Raw genomic sequence first — 20,470 nt, 5'->3', positions numbered from 1 at the left:
CCTCACCGCCATATTTTAAGAAGAGCTCGTACGCAAGTACGGGCTTTTTTTTCGCCTGTTGCACCATCCAGAAACTGCATTCGGCCTACTATCATCCGCAACTCTACGCATGCTACTTTTATATACCCATATAAAAGATGGACATCCAAATGAGCACCATTGCAGTTATTGTTCTGACTTACGTTAAACCGTTAGATGAAGTTGACGCGCAGCTTGCTGCACACGTGGAATGGCTTAAAAAAGGCTACGCTGACGGATTATTTCTTGCTTCAGGGCGTAAGATCCCCAGATCTGGCGGAGTCATTCTGGCAAAAGGTGATGACATGGATTTGCTACGGACCTGGCTGAGTCAGGATCCGTTCCAGCAATCGGGCGTCGCGAAAGTCGATATTATTCCTTTCGAAGCCACGATGACCGCTCCCCCGCTGCAGAACTTGCTTTAAACCAGCAAAAACAAAGCCCGGTTTCCCGGGCTTTGCAGACTCAAAAATAATCAGTAGTAGGCTTTAAGCGCACGCTGGCAAAGCGTTGAACGCACGCAGTCATCGGTCGTGAAGCGCACCACCCCAACCATCTCATCTTCTTCAAAACGCGCCAGCGCATCGACCAGGCCAGACCTTACGCCAGAGGGTAAATCACACTGGGTAATGTCGCCATTGACGATAACCGTCACGTTCTCCCCGAGGCGGGTCAAAAACATTTTCATTTGCGCAGCGGTCACGTTCTGAGCCTCGTCCAGAATCACGACTGCATTTTCAAATGTACGTCCGCGCATATAAGCGAACGGCGCGATTTCCACCTTGCCGATTTCCGGACGCAGGCAGTATTGCATAAAGGAAGCGCCCAACCTCTTCACCAGCACGTCATAAACCGGTCGAAAGTAGGGAGCGAATTTCTCGGCGATATCTCCCGGTAAGAAGCCGAGATCTTCGTCGGCTTGCAGAACGGGACGGGTAACAATAATTCTGTCCACATCCTTATGGATCAGGGCTTCAGCTGCTTTTGCCGCACTAATCCAGGTCTTCCCGCACCCGGCCTCGCCTGTCGCAAAGATCAACTGTTTATTGTCGATGGCATTCAAATAATGCGCCTGAGCGTCATTGCGCGCTTCAATTGGCGATGCATCGCGACTATCCCGCGCCATACCAATTGCTTCTACGCCACTCATTTGCACAAGCGATGTGACCGATTCTTCTTCGCGCTGTTTATGGCTGCGCGAATCCTGTCTCAGCACACGTTTGGCCTCACGACGAGCTTTGGTCACTGCTTTTTGTCTTCCCATGGATAGCACCTTGCGTTGTTGGTTTACATCACACGCGTCAACATCGACGCGATTATGCGCACGAACGATTGAGGTTTGGCTTCCTTGTAAGCCATTGCTTGCCTGTCGAATTGACAACGGGTCACGGCTACGCGCACCGCGCACCCTGTCTGGGTTCGAGTTTTCTGTTGTAGTGGAGGATAAATTTGAGGTGTGAGAATCGCGGCCGGAAGTGTGGCCCCCGTGCTGAGAAGTACGGTATGAGTTTTGACGTTTTCCGTTACAGCAATCGGGCATTCGCGATCTCCATAGTGAAACGACATCACTGCCGGGAACTACCGCGTCTTTAATAAGTACATCAAAAATAATTCTTAATGCAACTTATTTTTCACATAAAGACAACAAATAATTCTCATTGCAGCTGAGAGGAGTTTCCGACATTAAGATTACAGAAAAATTAAACAAGGCAGGAAATACAAAAAAAGAATGGAAAAACAGCAGAAAACGCCCTGCCCTTACGGGCAGGAGCTTCAGGCTTCGAGCAGCGATTGCCCGAGATAGTGCTGACTATCGATAACTCCCGGCAGAACAAAGAAATACCCTCCGCCGATCGGCTTCACGTACTCTTCCAGCGCCTCACCGTTCAGACGCTTTTGCACCGTCAGAAAGCCTTTTTCCAGATCGTGCTGATAGCAAACAAACAGCAACCCCATATCCAGCTGGCCTGAGTTCGTCACTCCCAGAGAATAGCTATATCCCCGGCGCATCATCAGACTGGACTCGGTCTCCGGCGTGCGCGGATTTGCCAGACGAATATGACTATCGAGTGCAATAGTATCGCCATCCGGGTCCTTGCTGTAATCCGGCGCGTCGTGCTCGTGCTGCATCCCCAGCGGAGCACCGGTCTGTTTATCGCGACCAAAAATCGTCTGCTGCTCTTTTAACGGCGTACGATCCCAGAACTCAACGTGAAACTGAATAATTCGCGCCGCCTGATAGCTACCGCCCGTCGCCCAGGCAGGCTCCCCCTGGTCGGTGGTAACCCACACCACTTTATCCATCAGCGCGTTATCGGTACTGACAGGATTAGCGGTACCGTCTTTAAAGCCCAGCAGATTAACCGGCGTCTCTTTACCTTTACTGCGCGCTGCGCTATCAGAAATGAAGCCTTCCCGCTTCCAGCGTACGCTGAGCAGGTCCGGGGTGTGCTTAATCACATCCCGCAAGGCATGTATCACCGTATCCTGAGTATTGGCGCAAATTTGCAGCAGCAGGTCGCCGTGGCACAGCGCCGCATCCAGAGAGTCATTAGGAAAACGCGTCATCTTTTGCAGCTTTTTCGGCGCGCGGTTGGCCAGGCCAAAACGCTCGTCAAACAGCGAATGACCCACGGATACCGTCATAGTCAGATTATCCGGGGCAATCCACGGCCCCAATATTCCGGAATCCATCGGCGGCAAACGCGGATTTGGCGTCTCCGGCGCAGGCCCACCTTTGGTCAAAAAGGCAATACGTTGAGTCAGCAGGCGAAATAACCGCTCCAGATCCGCTTTATCACTGGCAAGCACGTCGAAAGCGACAATCATCATCGAAGCCTGCTGTGGCGTCAGTACACCGGCCTGATGCGGACCATAAAACGGCTGCGCTTCCATGCGCGCGTTTGGCGACAACGTCCCCGGAGAGCTGTTGTCTTTTGCCGCATGCGCCACCGGACAGCCGCCGCTGATAGCCAACGCGCCGCCAAGCGCGCCAATCCCTTTTAAAAGCCGGCGCCGTGACGGCTCATTCACATCATTATTTTGCTCTGCCATCGACTTAGTCCAGACCGAGGATCCCGCGCAGTTGTGCCAGATCTTCCGCCAGAGTGGTGATCGGGCCTTTCAGCGCATTGCGATCCGCATCCGTCAGCTTGTCATAGGTCTCAAAACCGTCTTTAGTGCGGTATTTACTCAGGATGCTATCCACTTTCTTGAAGTTGGCATCCACTTTCGCCAGCAGCGTGCTGTTCTCTTTTTGCAACTGCGGACGCAGCAGGTCGACAATTTTCTGCGCCCCGTCAATGTTGGCCTGGAAATCCCACAGATCGGTATGGCTATAGCGATCTTCTTCACCGCTAATTTTGCTGGCCGCCACTTCTTCAATCAAACCAGCTGCGCCGCCGACCACTTTTGATGGTGGGAAGGCCAGTTCGCTAATGCGCTTTTGCAAATCGAGAACGTCGGTGTTCAGCTGATCGGCATATTTATCCATTCCTTTGACGCTGTTATCGCCAAACAGCGCTTTTTCCAGACGGTGGAAGCCGGTGAACTTCGGATCTTCTGCTTTTTTCTCGTAGTCATCTTCACGGGCATCAATACTGCCGTCGAGGTCAGAGAACAGCTCGGCAATGGGTTCAATGCGTTCATAGTGCTGGCGCGTCGGCGCGTAGAGGGCTTTTGCCTTCTCGATATCGCCCGCTTTCACCGCATCGGTAAAGGCTTTGGTGCCGCTAACCAGTTCAGCGGTCTCAGCAGTGACGTAGGCTTTATAGGCGGTAATAGCTTCACCGAGGCTGAGCAGCGCTTCAGCTTTAGCAGCATCTTTAGTCGCTTCACCGGTCACGGTGAGCTTACCTTTAGGGTTAGTCAGCAGGCCGCAGGTCATGTCATATTCACCCGGCTGCAGGTTCGCCGTCAGCTTTTGCGTAAAACCAGGGGCGATATTCTCGCGCTCTTCCACCACCATCACACCTTTCAGAATTTCCCACTCCAACGCCTTCTGGCTGTGGTTCTGAATGATGAACTGGGTTTTACCCGCTTTCACAGTGACGTTCATCGGTTCGCACTGTTTGTCGGTGACAGTGACTTTTACTTGCGGAATATCGGCAGCGTGGGCGTAAAAAGCAGAGCTGAACAGCGCAGCAACGGTAATATGCAGCGCATTGCGACGAAAATGATTCATCATGACCATCCCTTTCGATAAGTATGTTGTAACTATTTCAATCCGCAATGCCGACTAAGCGGTTCGGGATGCGGTGGTTTTATTGCTCGGCGGCAGGACAAACAGCACTAGCGCCGGAATCAAATAAATAAAGTAGACTGCAACTTCGCTGATGGTCGGCGTTTCCTGATAGCCAAAAATCCCCTCCAGCAGCGTGCCAAATAGCGTATGCGTAGAAAGAATGTTGCTCAGGTCGAAGGCAACATCCTGGAAATGATTCCACAGTCCAGCTTCATGGAAGGCGCGGATAGCCCCCGCCGCCAGGCCTGCGGCAACCAGCAAAATAAACAGGCTGGTCCATTTGAAAAACACGCCGAGATTCATACGGATGCCGCCCCAGTAGATCAGGAACCCTAAAACAATTGCAGTTGCCAGACCCAACATGGCCCCGATGGGCGGCCAGATTCCCACATCCTGCTGGAAAGCGGCCAGCAGGAAAAACACCGATTCCAGACCTTCGCGAGCCACGGCGAAAAAGACCATCATCACCAGCGCCCAGCCGTGGTTGTTCCCGCGCTGAAGGGCATTGTCGACTGCTTGCTCAAGCTGCTGCTTTACGTTGCGCGAAACTTTACGCATCCAGAACACCATCCAGGTCAGAATGCACACCGCCACTACCGCCACGATGCCTTCGAACAGTTCCTGCTCGCGCTGCGGAAATTCGCCGGTTGTTTCGTTGATAAAGATCCCCAGCCCCAGGCACAGTGCCGCAGCCAGAAATACCCCAATCCACATTACGCCAATCCAGTTGCCGCGCTGGGTGCGTTTCAGATAGCTGGCGATCAGGCTGACAATCAGCGCTGCTTCCAGGCCTTCACGTAACATGATGAGAAATGGGACAAACATGCCGATACCCTTAAATGTGAATCGCAGTCAATTGATGCAAAGATAGGTAAATATTTCTGATAGTGATTATCATTACAATAATCAGAAACACAAGTGAAATGTGTAGATAATGATGACGATTTGTAAATTAATCGCTAACAAATAATGACTTGCGGGATTATCTCTCTACCGCAACAAAGAACGGCAGGATGATGGGATTTTTGGCGCCAGATATTTACCCGGCTTCACGGCTGTGGCTAAATGGCGGCCTTATTTACCTATGAAATGAACAACATGACTCAATATTTGCACTTCCTGCTGGCGCTGGTGGTTATCCTCGCCCTGGCCTGGCTTGTCAGCTACGACCGTAAGAAAATCCGCATTCGCTATATTATCCAGTTAATTGTTATCGAAATTGCGCTGGCTTTCTTTTTTCTCCACGCCGAAAGCGGCCTGTGGCTAGTGAAAAATATCGCTTCATTCTTTGAATCGCTCCTCGGTTTTGCCGCCGAAGGAACCAATTTTGTATTTGGTGGCATGAGTGAAAAAGGGCTGGCGTTTATTTTCCTCGGCGTACTTTGTCCCATTGTCTTTATCTCAGCGCTGATCGGTATTCTTCAGCACTGGCGTATTCTCCCCATTTTCATTCGCTTGATTGGTACCCTGCTGTCAAAGGTTAACGGCATGGGCAAGCTGGAATCGTTTAACGCGGTCAGCTCGCTGATCCTTGGACAATCAGAGAACTTTATTGCCTATAAAGGCGTCCTTGGCGATCTCTCATCACGCCGCCTGTTCACCATGTCGGCTACCGCTATGTCAACGGTTTCGCTGTCCATTGTCGGCGCTTATATGAGTATGCTTGACGCGAAATATGTCGTCGCGGCGCTGATTCTGAATATGTTCAGCACCTTTATTGTGCTGTCGATAATTAACCCGACGCGCCCTGGCAGCGAAGAAGAAATTAAGCTTGAGAAGCTGCATGAATCCCAAAGCTTCTTTGAAATGCTCGGTGAATATATTCTGGCCGGTTTTAAGGTCGCAATGATCATTCTGGCGATGTTAATTGGTTTTATTGCCCTGATTAGCGCTATTAATGCCCTGTTCGCCACTCTGTTTGGCCTGAGCTTCCAGCAGATCCTTGGCTACGTTTTTTATCCCCTGGCGTGGCTGATTGGTATTCCGCTAAGCGATGCGCTGAACGCGGGCAGTATTATGGCGACCAAGCTGGTGGCGAATGAATTCGTCGCTATGATTGAGCTGCAAAAAATTGCCGCCAGCATGACGCCGCGCGGGCTGGGTATTTTGTCGGTCTTCCTGGTTTCCTTCGCCAACTTTGCTTCCATCGGCATTATTGCCGGGGCGATTAAAGGACTGAACGAACAGCAGGGAAATATTGTTTCCCGCTTCGGCCTGCGCCTGGTGTATGGCGCAACGCTGGTGAGTTTGCTCTCGGCAAGCTTCGCGGGGCTGGTACTGTAATCAGGAATGCTGGCCTGTGTTCCCGGGGACGGCGCAACACGCCTTGCCCGGGCTACAGTTCATGTAATCTAAGATTTGGTAGCCCGGACAGATGCGCAGCATCGCCTCCGGGAAACCGCGCGCAACGTAGATCTCGTAAGCCCGGGTAAGGCTTTAGCCGCTACCGGGCAATTCCATCAGGGCACAATTTAAAAGTGAACGCAGACTGGCTGGTCAACGCGCATCACCGACTCCTGCGCAAAACGTGATTTGTAAGTATTGCGCAGCGCTTCAATTCCCTCTTCGCTCTTAGCCTCTTTATCATGGATCAGCATCAGCGCCTTGCTCTGCTCGCGCGCGACGGTACCGTCGTTACCCAACCACTGACCGCGCGCATCAAATACCGTCAGGCCATCACGAAAGCGCGGCGTCACGTCGCGGTCAACAAACTGCTGCCACTCCTGAGCGGTAATATCTTTCCCCGCAGGACGGCTTAAGCCGAAATAAAGCGTCGTCTGCACCATGGCGTTATCCGTCGGGCAAGCGTTAGCATCTGCCGCCGGGGCCGTCTTCGCGGCAGGCGCCACGCAGCCGCTTAATATCCCTGCCAGTACCAGCGCCATCGCACCCTGTCTGAAATTCATTTTGTACCCTCATTGTTATTTGTGCTGAGATATCAGCGTATTTTCAAGCAATTAGCAAGAGGCACAAATAGCAAAGCCCGCAGAACACGGGCTTGAGGTCAATTCAGAGGATTACTGCGCAGTAGCACGTACCGGTGGCGCAGTATGATAATGCGCGTCCGCTTCGGCAAAGCGTCTTTGCATTTCTGCCGACGGTGCTTTACCCAGCAGGCTGAAGACCACAATTCCGAGGCTGCCAAAGATAAAGCCCGGAATAATTTCATACAGGCCCAGCCAGGCGAACTGTTTCCACACAATCACCGTCACTGCACCGATAATCATCCCGGCCAGCGCGCCGTTACGCGTCATTCGTGACCACATCACCGAGAACAGCACCACCGGGCCAAACGCCGCGCCAAAGCCCGCCCATGCGTAGCTCACCAGACCCAGTACGCGGTTATCCGGGTTTGCCGCCAGCGCGATGGATACCAGCGCCACCACCAGCACCATAAAGCGCCCTACCCACACCAGCTCTTTCTGACTTGCATGTTTACGCAGAAACGCTTTATACAGGTCTTCGGTAATTGCGCTAGAGCACACCAACAGCTGGCAGCTCAGAGTCGACATCACCGCCGCCAGAATCGCCGACAACAGGATCCCGGCAATCCACGGGTTAAACAGAATTTGCGCCAGTTCGATAAAGACGCGTTCGGCATTCTGGTTCACCGCGCCCGCCACGCCCGGGTTGTTATTAAAGTAAGCGATACCGAAGAAACCAACGGCAACCGCACCCGCCAGGCAGAGGATCATCCAGGTCATGCTGATGCGACGGGCATGAACGATGCTGTGGTGCGAATCCGCCGCCATAAAGCGCGCCAGGATGTGCGGCTGACCGAAATAGCCAAGACCCCAGCCCATTAGCGAAATAATCGCCACGAAGTTCAGCCCTTTGAGCATATCAACGTTCTCAATACTCTTTTGCTTGATCACTTCCAGTGAATCGCCAAATCCGCCGACGGAAATAATCACCATAACCGGCGTCAGAATCAGGGCGAATATCATCAGGCTGGCCTGAACGGTATCGGTCCAGCTCACCGCGAGGAAACCGCCGACAAAGGTATAAATAATGGTTGCCGCCGCGCCGGCCCACAGCGCGGTTTCGTAGCTCATACCAAATGTGCTTTCAAACAAACGGGCTCCGGCCACAATTCCGGACGCACAATAGATGGTGAAAAATAACAAAATCACCAGCGCTGAGATAATTCGCAGCACGCGGCTTTTATCTTCAAAACGTCCGGTGAAATAATCCGGCAGCGTCAGGGCGTTATTATTGACCTCGGTATGCACGCGTAAACGACCGGCCACCAGCTTCCAGTTAATCCATGCGCCTAACGTCAGGCCAATGGCAATCCAGCTTTCAGAGATACCGGAAATAAATATCGCCCCCGGCAATCCCATTAACAACCAGCCGCTCATATCTGAAGCCCCGGCAGAAAGTGCCGTGACGAATGGGCCGAGGCTACGACCGCCGAGAATATAGTCATCGAAGTTCCTGGTCGATCGCCAGGCAATAAAACCGATAAGTACCATGCCAAAAATGTAAATAATAAAAGTCACCAACATGGGTGTGCTAATAGCCATGCAAAAATCTCCAGAATTTTTTGTCGACAGCGTCCAACTTTGTCGTTTTTTCCACTACCGGAACGGGGTAATGGCATATTGGTTGTATTGGGCGACCGTATCCTGACGGAAGCTTTGTTTTTTCACAAACGATTTAACACAGCATTTACACGAAATGCTTCGGGGACCAAACTTCATTTTGTTATAGGTTGCACTCTCTCACGTTTTTACCGGTTGCACCACGCAAAAGTGTTAAGTGACGCATAGAAAAACCCTATTAGACCGGGGATAAATTCCTGCTATTTTCATCATGATTTTTAACAATCAAAGCAATTTTCAGCCTGCCACACAATTCTCAATTAACAAGGTTGCACAAAGTTGCAACATGATAGATATTTCTACGCAACCGCATAACTGCACAGAAGCGAAGTTCGCAAAATCATTCAATCTGCGTCGAGGCGTGCAAATTTGTAAGACCCTGGGAGCATAGATAACTATGTGACCAGGGCGCGCAAATGCAGCCAACAAAGAGGCAGGCTGAAGGATGAAGCGAATGACCAATAACAGGAGTTCCTGACATGGGCACCACCACCATGGGTGTAAAACTTGACGACGCGACGCGCGAACGCATTAAATCCGCGGCGAGCCGTATTGACCGCACGCCGCACTGGCTGATTAAACAGGCCATCTTCAACTATCTGGAAAAGCTGGAAAACGACGAGACGCTGCCGGAGCTGCCAGCACTACTCGCTGGTGCGGCTAACGAAAGCGATGAAGCAGGCAATCCGGGCGATGAGCCTTATCAACCGTTCCTTGAATTCGCTGAGCAGATCCTGCCGCAATCCGTCTCCCGCGCCTCCATTACCGCCGCCTGGCGCTGGGCCGAAACTGATGCCGTGCCGATGCTGCTGGAACAGGCTCGTCTGCCGCAAAACCTGGGTGAGCGGGCGCACAAGCTGGCTTATCAACTGGCAGAAAAGCTGCGTAATCAGAAAACCGCCAGCGGTCGCGCCGGCATGGTGCAAAGCCTGTTGCAGGAATTCTCGCTCTCCTCACAGGAAGGCGTGGCGCTGATGTGCCTGGCGGAAGCGCTGCTGCGCATCCCCGACAAAGCCACCCGTGATGCGCTAATTCGCGACAAAATCAGCAACGGCAACTGGCAGTCACATATCGGCCGTAGCCCATCGCTGTTCGTCAACGCCGCCACCTGGGGGCTGCTGTTTACCGGCAAGCTAGTTTCAACCCATAACGAAACCAGCCTGTCGCGCTCACTGAACCGTATTATCGGCAAGAGCGGCGAGCCGCTGATCCGCAAAGGCGTCGATATGGCGATGCGCCTGATGGGCGAACAATTTGTTACCGGCGAAACCATTGCTGAAGCGCTGGCCAACGCCCGCAAGCTGGAAGATAAAGGATTCCGCTACTCCTACGATATGCTCGGCGAAGCGGCGCTAACCGCCGACGATGCTCAGGCCTATATGGTCTCCTATCAGCAGGCGATTCACGCCATAGGCAAAGCCTCAAACGGACGCGGTATTTATGAAGGTCCGGGGATCTCAATTAAGCTCTCCGCGCTGCACCCGCGCTACAGCCGCGCTCAGTACGATCGCGCGATGGAAGAGCTTTACCCGCGCCTGAAGTCCCTGACCCTGCTGGCGCGCCAGTACGATATTGGCATCAACATCGACGCCGAAGAGGCCGACCGTCTGGAGATCTCTCTCGATCTGCTGGAAAAACTCTGTTTTGAGCCAGAACTGGCGGGCTGGAACGGCATTGGTTTTGTTATCCAGGCCTACCAGAAACGCTGCCCATTTGTCATTGACTACCTGATTGACCTCGCCACCCGAAGCCGCCGTCGTCTGATGATCCGCCTGGTGAAAGGTGCCTACTGGGACAGCGAGATCAAACGTGCGCAGATGGACGGCCTCGAAGGCTATCCGGTCTATACCCGCAAGGTCTACACCGACGTTTCTTATCTGGCCTGCGCGAAGAAACTGCTGGCAGTACCGAACCTGATTTATCCGCAGTTCGCCACCCACAACGCCCATACCCTGGCGGCGATTTATCAGCTCGCCGGGCAGAACTACTATCCGGGGCAGTACGAATTCCAGTGCCTGCACGGCATGGGCGAGCCGCTGTATGAGCAGGTCACCGGTAAAGTTGCCGACGGCAAACTGAACCGTCCGTGCCGTATTTACGCCCCGGTCGGCACCCACGAAACGCTGCTGGCGTATCTGGTGCGTCGTCTGCTGGAAAACGGCGCTAACACCTCATTCGTTAACCGTATTGCCGATAATACCCTGCCGCTGGATGAACTGGTTGCCGACCCGGTAACCGCCGTGGAAAAACTGGCCCAGCAGGAAGGTCAGACCGGCCTGCCGCATCCGAAAATTCCGCTGCCGCGCGATCTCTACGGTAAAGGCCGCAGCAACTCTGCCGGTCTGGATCTGGCCAATGAGCATCGTCTGGCCTCCCTCTCCTCTTCTTTATTAAATAGCGCCCTGCATAAATGGCAGGCGCTGCCGATGCTGGAACAACCGGTTGCCGAAGGCGAGACGCAGGCGGTGATTAACCCGGCGGAGCCAAAAGATATTGTCGGTCACGTGCGTGAAGCCAGCGAGGCTGAAGTTCAGCAGGCGCTGAGCAACGCGGTCAACAATGCGCCAATCTGGTTCGCCACCCCGCCGCAGGAGCGCGCGGCAATCCTTGAACGCGCCGCCATACTGATGGAAAGCCAGATGCCGACTCTGATGGGCATCCTGGTGCGCGAAGCGGGTAAAACCTTCAGTAACGCCATCGCCGAAGTGCGCGAAGCGGTGGATTTCCTCCACTACTATGCCGGCCAGGTCCGCGATGATTTTGATAACGAAACCCATCGCCCGTTGGGCCCGGTGGTGTGTATCAGCCCGTGGAACTTCCCGCTGGCGATCTTTACCGGCCAGATTGCCGCCGCGCTGGCGGCGGGCAATACCGTGCTGGCGAAGCCCGCCGAGCAGACGCCGCTTATCGCCGCTCAGGGCGTGGCAATCCTGCTGGAAGCTGGCGTGCCGCCGGGGGTGATTCAACTGCTGCCAGGGCGTGGGGAAACCGTTGGTGCTGCGCTCACGTCAGACGATCGCGTGCGCGGCGTGATGTTTACCGGCTCGACCGAAGTCGCCACCTTATTACAACGCAATATCGCCAGCCGTCTTGACGCGCAGGGTCGCCCGACGCCGCTTATCGCCGAAACCGGCGGCATGAACGCGATGATCGTCGACTCCTCTGCCCTGACTGAGCAGGTAGTTGTCGACGTACTTGCTTCGGCGTTCGACAGCGCAGGTCAACGCTGCTCCGCCCTGCGCGTGCTGTGCCTGCAGGACGACATCGCCGAGCATACGCTGACCATGCTACGCGGCGCGATGGCCGAATGCCGGATGGGCAATCCGGGCCGTCTGACCACCGATATCGGGCCGGTGATCGATGCCGAAGCCAAAGAGAACATCGAGCGCCATATCCAGACGCTGCGGACCAAAGGGCGCAAAGTCTTCCAGGCGGTGCGCGAAAACGGCGAAGATTCCCGCGAGTGGACCAGCGGTACCTTTATTCCGCCAACGCTTATTGAACTCGATAGTTTTGACGAGCTGAAAAAAGAGGTCTTCGGCCCGGTGCTGCATGTGGTGCGCTATAACCGCAATGAACTGGCTCAACTGGTCGAGCAAATTAACGCTTCCGGCTACGGCCTGACCCTCGGCGTGCATACCCGTATCGACGAGACGATCGCTCAGGTAACCGGCAGCGCTAACGTCGGCAACCTGTACGTCAACCGCAATATGGTCGGCGCGGTAGTCGGCGTGCAGCCGTTCGGCGGCGAAGGGCTGTCGGGTACCGGTCCGAAAGCAGGCGGCCCGCTGTACCTGTACCGCCTGCTCTCCAGCCGTCCACAAAACGCCGTCGGGATCACCCTCGCCCGTCAGGACGCCGAGCGCCCGCTGGATGCGCAGTTGAAAACGCTGCTGGAGAAACCGCTGCTTGCACTACAGCAGTGGGCAGCGGACCGTCCGGAATTACAGGCCCTGTGCCAGGCATTCAGTGAACAGGCGCAGGCCGGAACCCAGCGTCTGCTGCCAGGACCAACCGGGGAGCGCAACACTCTGACCTTTATGCCACGCGACCGGGTGCTGTGCGTGGCCGATAACGAGCAGGATGCGCTGACCCAGCTGGCGGGCGTTACCGCCGTCGGTTGTGAAGTGCTGTGGCCAGATGCGCCTCTCCAGCGCGAGCTGGCGAAAAAGCTGCCGCGCGAAGTCAGCGAACGCCTCCACTTTGCCAAAACGGAAACCCTGATGACCGAACCGTTCGATGCGGTTATCTATCACGGCGACTCCGATCAGCTGCGGGAACTGTGCGAGCAGGTAGCGGCACGCGATGGCGCGATTGTTTCGGTGCAGGGCTTCGCCCGCGGCGAGAACAATCTATTGCTGGAACGGCTCTATATTGAACGTTCGCTCAGCGTTAATACCGCCGCGGCAGGCGGTAACGCCAGCCTGATGACAATTGGTTAAGGTAATGTCCCGGAGGCGGCGCTGCGCGCCTGTCCGGGCTACAAAACCCGCAAACCTGATAAATCCCGGGTCGCGGCTGACGCCTTACCCGGGCGACCCAACTTTCAGGCCATACGCACTTGTAGCCCGGGCAAGGCGCTCTGCGCCGCCCCCGGGAAAACAGACCGGCATCAACGTCAGCTAATGACACCAGGCGCAGGCTGTGGTTAATTAAGGCTCCCGGACGGGAGCTTTTTTTATGGGAGTTGACCAATGAAACGCACTTTACTCGCGCTTACCGCGCTGCTGGCAAGCACTCATGCGCTGGCGGACGAATGCAACAACGCCAGCAATCAAACGGAGATGAATCAGTGCACCGCCGCCCAATACCAGGCGGCGGATAAAAAACTGAATGAAACCTATCAGGAAGCACTGAAGCGCGCCTCCGGCAAACAGCAGGAATTACTCAAAAAAGCACAGCTGGCGTGGATTACCCTGCGCGATGACGATTGCAAATTCCTCGCCTCCGGCGCAGACGGCGGCAGCGTACAGCCGATGCTTATCAACCAGTGCATGTCCGATAAAACCGTTGAGCGCGAGTCGTTCCTTGCTTCGCTACTACAGTGCGAAGATGGCGATCAAAGCTGCCCTCTCCCGCCCGCTGATTAACGCAGGCGAATACCTTCGATAATCATCCGCTGCACGTTATCGACGGTTTGCTGAAAGAATGCCTCATCGCGCAGCGTTGCGCCGGTCACCGCCTCAACCTGAGTAGCGAAATCGGCGTAATGCTGGGTGGTCGCCCAAATCATAAAAATCAGATGCTGCGGGTCGACCGGCGCCAGCTTGCCGCTCTCGACCCAGCCGGAAACAATCGCCGACTTCTCATCCACCAGCGCTTTTAAATCGCCGGTCAGCTCCCCCATCAGCAACGGCGCGCCCTGAAGCATCTCCAGACAAAACAGCTTCGACGCCTGCGGATGGTCACGGGATACCTCCAGCTTGAGGCGGATATATTCGCCAATCGCCACCAGCGGGCTGATATCTTCCCGAAAGGCCCTCAGCGGCGCCAGCCAGATAGCCAGAATCTGCTGCAGCACGGCAATATACAGCGCCTCTTTCGACGGGTAGTAATAGAGCAAATTGGTTTTTGACACCCCGGCCAGCTCGGCGACTTGTTCAAGGCGCGTCCCGTGGATACCAAACTGCGAGAATGCGTCCAGCGCAGCGGCCAGAATAGCCTCTTTTTTTGCGCTCACCGCCTGTGAACGTTTTCCGGTTTTTTTCACGGCGCCCTGTGCCATTGGTCATCTCCTTCTTTTTACGCCATCAGCATAGCAAAAGCCCAACGCCGACACGACTCTCTGCACCTCGATTGCGCATGACTGCGGTTTTTTCGTGCACTGATTTTGACCATTTAGTCTACTTTTTTGCTGTTATTTTCAGCAACCACTCAGCAACACATTAATAACATTAGCCTTTGCAAAACTGGCATCACCTTTGCTTTACCTTTGACACGGGGCGACCAAAGGAGATGCAGGATGCAGCGCCGCGCGACTTCTTGTTCAACGACATGCAGAGAGGTAGGTATGAAAATTGGTGTCTTCGTTCCGATTGGTAATAACGGCTGGCTGATTTCCACCCATGCTCCCCAGTACATGCCGACGTTCGAGCTGAATAAGGCCATCGTGCAGAAAGCCGAGCACTACAACTTTGATTTTGCCCTTTCGATGATCAAACTGCGCGGCTTCGGCGGCAAAACCGAATTTTGGGATCACAACCTTGAATCCTTCACCCTGATGGCCGGGCTGGCGGCAGTCACCTCGCGCATTCAGATATACGCCACCGCCGCCACGCTGACGCTGCCCCCGGCAATCGTCGCCCGCATGGCCTCGACTATCGATTCCATCTCCGGTGGTCGCTTCGGCGTCAATCTGGTGACCGGTTGGCAAAAACCGGAATATGAGCAGATGGGCATGTGGCCGGGGGATGATTACTTCGCCAGTCGCTATGACTATCTCACCGAATATGTTCAGGTTCTGCGCGACCTGTGGGGCACCGGACGCAGCGACTTTAAAGGCGACTATTTCACCATGAACGATTGCCGCGTTAGCCCGCAGCCGTCGCAGCCGATGAAGGTGATCTGCGCCGGGCAGAGTGATGCCGGAATGGCATTCTCCGCCCAGCACGCTGACTACAACTTCTGCTTCGGTAAAGGGGTTAACACCCCCGCCGCCTTCGCTCCTACCGCAGCGCGGATGATGCAGGCAGCGGAAAAAACCGGCCGTGATGTCGGCTCCTACGTGCTGTTTATGGTGATTGCCGACGAGACCGATGAGGCAGCCCGCGCCAAATGGGAGCACTACAAAGCTGGCGCAGATGAAGAAGCGCTGGCATGGCTGACCGAACAGAGCCAGAAAGATACCCGCTCCGGCAGCGACACTAACGTCCGCCAGATGGCCGACCCCACCTCAGCAGTCAACATCAATATGGGCACTCTCGTCGGCTCTTACGCCAACGTCGCCCGCATGCTCGACGAAGTGGCGGCAGTCCCCGGCACCGACGGCGTGCTGCTAACGTTTGATGATTTCCTTATCGGCATCGAAGCCTTTGGTCAGCGCATCCAGCCGCTGATGCGCTGCCGCGACCATATCGCCACACTCACTCAAGAGGTTGCCTGATGATTACCCTTCCCGCTCGCCCGGAATCCCTGACCTTCGTGCCGCAGCAAAGCGCGCTGATCGTGGTGGATATGCAGAACGCCTACGCCAGCCTTGGGGGTTATCTTGACCTCGCCGGATTTGACGTTTCCGCCACCCGACCGGTAATCGACAATATCAACACCGCCGTTGCCGCCGCGCGCGCCGCCGGAATGCTGATTATCTGGTTCCAGAACGGCTGGGACGACCAGTATGTGGAAGCCGGTGGCCCCGGCTCACCGAATTTTCATAAATCCAACGCGCTGAAAACCATGCGTAAAAACCCTGAGCTGCAGGGCAAGCTGTTGGCTAAGGGCGGCTGGGACTATCAACTGGTCGATCAGCTCAAACCGCTGCCGGGCGATATTGTGCTGCCCAAACCACGCTACAGCGGCTTCTTCAACACCGCGCTCGACAGCATCCTGCGCAGTCGCGGCATTCGCCACCTGGTTTTTACCGGCATCGCCACCAACGTCTGCGTAGAGTCTACCCTGCGCGATGGCTTCTTCCTCGAATATTTCGGCATCGTGCTTGAGGATGCCACCCACCAGGCCGGGCCGTCGTTCGCCCAGCAGGCGGCGCTGTTCAATATTGAAACCTTCTTTGGCTGGGTCAGCGACGTCACCAGCTTCTGCACGGCTCTTGAGCCCGCAGCACCGATCTCATTCCCGGAGGAGAAACGTTATGCCTAAACAGGTAATTATTCCGCCAGGCACCACCACGCCAATCGCGCCGTTTGTCCCCGGTACGCTGGCCGACGGCGTGGTTTACGTCTCCGGCACGCTGCCGTTTGATAAGCAAAACAACGTGGTTTACATCGGCGACCCAAAGGCGCAAACCCGTCACGTGCTCGACACCATCAAGAGCGTTATCGAGACGGCGGGGGGGAGTATGGAGGATGTGACCTTCAACAGCATCTTTATCACCGACTGGAAAAACTACGCCGCGATTAACGAGGTCTACGCTGAATTCTTCCCCGGCGACAAACCGGCGCGTTTCTGCATTCAGTGCGGGCTGGTGAAGCCTGATGCGCTGGTAGAGATAGCGACCGTCGCGCATATCGGGAAACCGGCATGATTAAACTCAATATCTCCCCGGCGCCTTATCCGGGCGCGCCGGTGGTGGTGCTGAGCGCCGGGCTCGGCGGCGCGGGCGGCTACTGGCTGGCGCAGCGCGCGGCGCTGGAAACGCAGTATCAACTGGTGAGCTATGACCATAACGGCACCGGCGAAAACGGCGGCACGCTGCCCGCAGGCTACAGCATGGCAACCATGTCGCAGGAGCTGTACGCGGCGCTGCAAGAGGCGGGAGTTTCGCGTTTTGCCCTGGTCGGTCACGCGCTCGGCGCACTGATTGGCCTGCAGTTGGCGCTGGATTTTCCCGAGGCGGTCAGCGCCCTGGTGCTGATTAACGGCTGGCTGACGCTCTCCCCGCATACCCGTCGCTGCTTTCTGGTGCGCGAGCGCCTGCTGCACGCGGGCGGCGCTCAGGCATGGGTTGAAGCGCAGCCGCTGTTTCTCTATCCGGCGGAGTGGATGGCCGCGCGCCTGCCGCGCCTCGAGGCCGAAGACGCGCTCGCCATCAGCCATTTTCAGGGCAAAGATAATCTGCTCAAAAGGCTTAATGCCCTTAAGCAGGCCGACTTTTCACGGCGGGCAGCGGCAATAACCTGCCCGACGCTCATCATCAGCGCGGCCGACGATCTGCTGGTTCCGGCCTCCTGCTCCCGCGTGCTGCAAGCGGCAATCCCCGGCAGCCAACTGGTGGAAATGGCCTGGGGCGGCCACGCTTGCAACGTCACTGACACCGCCACCTTCAACCCTATTTTATGCGACGGGCTGGCCACCATGCTGCCCGCAGTTCAGGAGGATCTATGAGCGAAGCCATTAGCCCGGCCGCCTGCGCCACGCTGTTTACCGAAGCCAGAACCCACAACGGCTGGCTGGACAAACCGGTCACCGACGACCAGCTGCGGGAAATCTACGCCTTGATGAAAATGGGGCCCACCTCCGCCAACTGCTCCCCGGCACGCATCGTTTTTATCCGCACGCCAGAGGGTAAAGAGAAGCTGCGTTCGGCTCTGTCCAGCGGCAATCTGGAGAAGACCATGCAGGCCCCGGTCACCGCGATTGTGGCCTGGGACAGCGCATTCTATGACCGCCTGCCGGAACTGTTTCCACACGGTGACGCCCGTAGCTGGTTCACCTCCAGCCCACAGCTGGCGGAAGAGACGGCCTTTCGCAACAGCTCATTACAGGCGGCATATCTGATTTTCGCCTGTCGGGCGCTGGGCCTGGATACCGGTCCAATGTCGGGTTTTGATCGCGAAAAGGTCGATGCGGCATTTTTTGCCGACGGCGGCTGGAAAAGCAACCTGCTGATTAACATTGGCTACGGCGATACCAGCAAACTGTACGACCGCCTGCCGCGTCTTACCTTCGATGATGCCTGCCAGCTGGCATAAGGAGCCCGCATGTCTATTACCGATAAACAAAGCTTCCGCGACGCCATGGCCCACGTTGGGGCGGCGGTTAACATTATTACCACCGATGGCCCGGCAGGCCGCGCGGGGTTTACCGCCAGCGCTGTCTGCAGCGTGACCGACGCGCCGCCCACGCTGTTGGTGTGTCTGAATCGTTCAGCCTCAGTCTGGCCAATATTCAGCCAGCACCAGGCGCTGTGCGTCAACACGCTGGCTGCCGGTCAGGAGGGATTATCGAACATGTTTGGCGGTAAAACGCCGATGGCGGAACGCTTCGCCGCCGCTGACTGGCAAACCGGCGCAACCGGCTGTCCGCGTCTGGAACAGGCGCTAGTGAGCTTTGACTGCCGCATCAGCCAGATTGTTAGCGTCGGGACTCACGACATTCTGTTTTGTGAAGTGGCGGCAATTGTTCGCCATCCGGATCCGCGTGGACTGATGTGGTTCGACCGCGGCTACCACACGCTGATGCGCCCAGCCTGTTAACCTAAAACCCAGGATCTCATCATGGCTCTCTTCGATTTTCCTCGCTGGCAGTTAACCTCCCCCTCCGCCGAGTCCGGCGTCGTCGCTCCCGATGAACGGCTGTCTGCCGGGCAAACCGTGGTGATGGGCGTTCAGCACGCGGTGGCGATGTTTGGCGCAACCGTGCTGATGCCAATCCTGATGGGGCTGGATCCCAATCTGTCAATCCTGATGTCCGGCATCGGCACCCTGCTGTTCTTTTTGGTCACCGGCGGGCGTGTGCCGAGCTATCTTGGTTCCAGCGCCGCCTTCGTCGGCGTGGTGATCGCCGTCACCGGTTTTAACGGCCAGGGGCTAAACCCGCACCTGAGCGTCGCGCTGGGCGGTATTATTATCTGCGGGCTGGTTTATACCCTGATTGGCCTGGTGGTGATGAAAATCGGCACCCGCTGGATTGAGCGGATGATGCCGCCGGTGGTGACCGGTGCGGTAGTCATGGCGATCGGCCTGAATCTCGCGCCAATCGCGGTGCGCAGCGTGTCGGCAACGCCCTTCGACGGCTGGATGGCGGTGCTGACCGTTCTGTGCATCGGCCTGGTGGCGGTGTTTACCCGCGGGATGCTGCAGCGGCTGCTGATCCTCGTTGGGCTGATAGTCGCCTGCGCGCTCTACGCGCTGCTGGCGAACGTGTTTGGGCTCGGCAAGCCGCTCGATTTTAGCCTGCTTGAACAGGCGGCGTGGTTTGGTATGCCGCTGGTGACAACTCCAACGTTTAACAGCCAGGCGATGATGCTGATCGCACCGGTCGCAGTGATTCTGGTTGCGGAAAACCTCGGCCACCTGAAGGCGGTTGCCGGGATGACCGGGCGCAATATGGATCCGTATATGGGACGTGCGTTTGTCGGCGATGGACTGGCAACCATGCTTTCAGGTTCGGTTGGCGGCAGCGGCGTGACCACTTATGCAGAGAATATCGGCGTGATGGCGGTAACCAAAGTGTACTCCACGCTGGTGTTCGTCGCGGCGGCAGTAATTGCGATGCTCCTCGGATTTTCGCCGAAATTCGGTGCGCTAATCCACACTATTCCCGGGCCGGTTATCGGCGGCGCATCCATTGTGGTATTTGGTTTGATTGCCGTCGCGGGTGCGCGGATTTGGGTACAAAACCGGGTGGATTTGAGCCAGAACGGCAATCTGATTATGGTCGCGGTAACGCTGGTGCTGGGCGCGGGCGATTTTGCGCTATCGCTGGGCGGCTTTACCCTCGGCGGGATCGGTACGGCGACATTCGGCGCGATTCTGCTCCACGCGCTGCTTAACCGCCGTCAGCATGAAGTCAAACAACCTGACGTCACCCCTGTTTAACCCGCTGGTACGTACCTGTAACCTGGACAGATGCGCAGCATCGCCTCCGGGAAATTATGCCATCCTGCGCTGTGCTCCTGGGGGCGGCGCAGGACTACAGGTCCCCCGCCGTCTGCGATCTGGTAGATACTGTGAACGTCTGCAATCATTTTTAGTTGCCGGTGCTTTCTCCG

Annotated in this window: 18 protein-coding genes; 11 read left to right on the top strand and 7 right to left on the bottom strand. The window is 56.0% G+C overall.

The window, feature by feature from the left end:
- Positions 1 to 149: 149 nt before the first annotated feature.
- Positions 150 to 443: a YciI family protein gene (locus QVF11_RS08455; protein ID WP_112215176.1), complete on the top strand. Its 294-nt coding sequence runs from the start codon at positions 150 to 152 to the stop codon at positions 441 to 443.
- Positions 444 to 493: 50 nt separating this feature from the next.
- On the opposite strand, the gene phoH is transcribed toward QVF11_RS08455, so the two are convergent.
- From phoH to efeU, 4 genes are all read right to left on the bottom strand, one after another.
- Positions 494 to 1,282 (bottom strand): phosphate starvation-inducible protein PhoH, encoded by a 789-nt coding sequence (gene phoH / locus QVF11_RS08450; protein ID WP_181421921.1) that lies wholly within the window; start codon positions 1,280 to 1,282, stop codon positions 494 to 496.
- Between the two features lie 509 nt (positions 1,283 to 1,791).
- Positions 1,792 to 3,072 (bottom strand): iron uptake transporter deferrochelatase/peroxidase subunit, encoded by a 1,281-nt coding sequence (gene efeB, locus QVF11_RS08445; RefSeq protein ID WP_287856300.1) that lies wholly within the window; start codon positions 3,070 to 3,072, stop codon positions 1,792 to 1,794.
- Between the two features lie 4 nt (positions 3,073 to 3,076).
- Positions 3,077 to 4,204, bottom strand: coding sequence for an iron uptake system protein EfeO (gene efeO, locus QVF11_RS08440; protein WP_287856298.1), 1,128 nt, complete (start codon positions 4,202 to 4,204; stop codon positions 3,077 to 3,079).
- Between the two features lie 51 nt (positions 4,205 to 4,255).
- Complete coding sequence (gene efeU / locus QVF11_RS08435; protein ID WP_112215180.1) at positions 4,256 to 5,086, bottom strand: iron uptake transporter permease EfeU; 831 nt, start codon at positions 5,084 to 5,086, stop codon at positions 4,256 to 4,258.
- 273 nt (positions 5,087 to 5,359) lie between these two features.
- Here efeU and QVF11_RS08430 point away from each other — a divergent pair, with 273 nt between their 5' ends.
- Positions 5,360 to 6,544 (top strand): NupC/NupG family nucleoside CNT transporter, encoded by a 1,185-nt coding sequence (locus QVF11_RS08430; protein WP_142463155.1) that lies wholly within the window; start codon positions 5,360 to 5,362, stop codon positions 6,542 to 6,544.
- Positions 6,545 to 6,732: 188 nt separating this feature from the next.
- Here QVF11_RS08430 and QVF11_RS08425 read toward each other — a convergent pair whose 3' ends face one another.
- Positions 6,733 to 7,167, bottom strand: coding sequence for a DUF3574 domain-containing protein (locus QVF11_RS08425; RefSeq protein WP_112215181.1), 435 nt, complete (start codon positions 7,165 to 7,167; stop codon positions 6,733 to 6,735).
- 111 nt (positions 7,168 to 7,278) lie between these two features.
- Positions 7,279 to 8,787, bottom strand: a complete 1,509-nt coding sequence (gene putP / locus QVF11_RS08420; RefSeq protein ID WP_287856294.1) for a sodium/proline symporter PutP — start codon at positions 8,785 to 8,787, stop codon at positions 7,279 to 7,281.
- A gap of 557 nt (positions 8,788 to 9,344) precedes the next feature.
- Here putP and putA point away from each other — a divergent pair.
- Both putA and QVF11_RS08410 read left to right on the top strand, forming a co-directional pair.
- The gene (gene putA, locus QVF11_RS08415) at positions 9,345 to 13,307 is read left to right on the top strand and encodes a trifunctional transcriptional regulator/proline dehydrogenase/L-glutamate gamma-semialdehyde dehydrogenase (protein WP_287856292.1); all 3,963 of its coding nucleotides are present in this window, start codon (positions 9,345 to 9,347) and stop codon (positions 13,305 to 13,307) included.
- A gap of 252 nt (positions 13,308 to 13,559) precedes the next feature.
- Complete coding sequence (locus QVF11_RS08410) at positions 13,560 to 13,955, top strand: lysozyme inhibitor LprI family protein (protein WP_112215186.1); 396 nt, start codon at positions 13,560 to 13,562, stop codon at positions 13,953 to 13,955.
- Here QVF11_RS08410 and rutR read toward each other — a convergent pair.
- On the bottom strand, positions 13,952 to 14,590 hold the full coding sequence (rutR, locus tag QVF11_RS08405; RefSeq protein WP_142463152.1) for an HTH-type transcriptional regulator RutR: 639 nt from the start codon (positions 14,588 to 14,590) through the stop codon (positions 13,952 to 13,954). The genes QVF11_RS08410 and rutR overlap by 4 nt on opposite strands.
- 285 nt (positions 14,591 to 14,875) lie before the next feature.
- Here rutR and rutA point away from each other — a divergent pair, with 285 nt between their 5' ends.
- From rutA to rutG, 7 genes are read left to right on the top strand one after another with little or no spacing between them, the layout of a single operon-like run.
- Positions 14,876 to 15,967, top strand: a complete 1,092-nt coding sequence (rutA, locus tag QVF11_RS08400; protein WP_112215187.1) for a pyrimidine utilization protein A — start codon at positions 14,876 to 14,878, stop codon at positions 15,965 to 15,967.
- Positions 15,967 to 16,677, top strand: a complete 711-nt coding sequence (rutB, locus tag QVF11_RS08395; RefSeq protein WP_287856288.1) for a pyrimidine utilization protein B — start codon at positions 15,967 to 15,969, stop codon at positions 16,675 to 16,677. The genes rutA and rutB overlap by 1 nt, the downstream gene beginning before the upstream one ends.
- Entirely contained in the window at positions 16,670 to 17,062 is a 393-nt protein-coding gene (gene rutC / locus QVF11_RS08390; protein ID WP_112215189.1) for a pyrimidine utilization protein C, read from the top strand. The genes rutB and rutC overlap by 8 nt, the downstream gene beginning before the upstream one ends.
- Positions 17,059 to 17,862, top strand: a complete 804-nt coding sequence (gene rutD, locus QVF11_RS08385) for a pyrimidine utilization protein D (RefSeq protein ID WP_112215190.1) — start codon at positions 17,059 to 17,061, stop codon at positions 17,860 to 17,862. The genes rutC and rutD overlap by 4 nt, the downstream gene beginning before the upstream one ends.
- Entirely contained in the window at positions 17,859 to 18,449 is a 591-nt protein-coding gene (locus QVF11_RS08380) for a malonic semialdehyde reductase (RefSeq protein ID WP_287856286.1), read from the top strand. The genes rutD and QVF11_RS08380 overlap by 4 nt, the downstream gene beginning before the upstream one ends.
- A 9-nt stretch (positions 18,450 to 18,458) precedes the next feature.
- A complete protein-coding gene (rutF, locus tag QVF11_RS08375) occupies positions 18,459 to 18,953 on the top strand; it encodes an NADH-dependent FMN reductase RutF (protein ID WP_112215192.1) in 495 nt (164 codons plus the stop codon).
- Positions 18,954 to 18,974: 21 nt separating this feature from the next.
- Positions 18,975 to 20,297, top strand: a complete 1,323-nt coding sequence (gene rutG / locus QVF11_RS08370; RefSeq protein WP_112215193.1) for a pyrimidine utilization transport protein G — start codon at positions 18,975 to 18,977, stop codon at positions 20,295 to 20,297.
- The last annotated feature ends 173 nt before the right edge of the window (positions 20,298 to 20,470 follow it).

Source organism: Klebsiella sp. (assembly GCF_027492335.1).
GTDB classification, from domain to species: Bacteria; Pseudomonadota; Gammaproteobacteria; order Enterobacterales; family Enterobacteriaceae; genus Klebsiella; species Klebsiella huaxiensis.
This window is presented reverse-complemented; position numbering and strand designations above follow the sequence as displayed.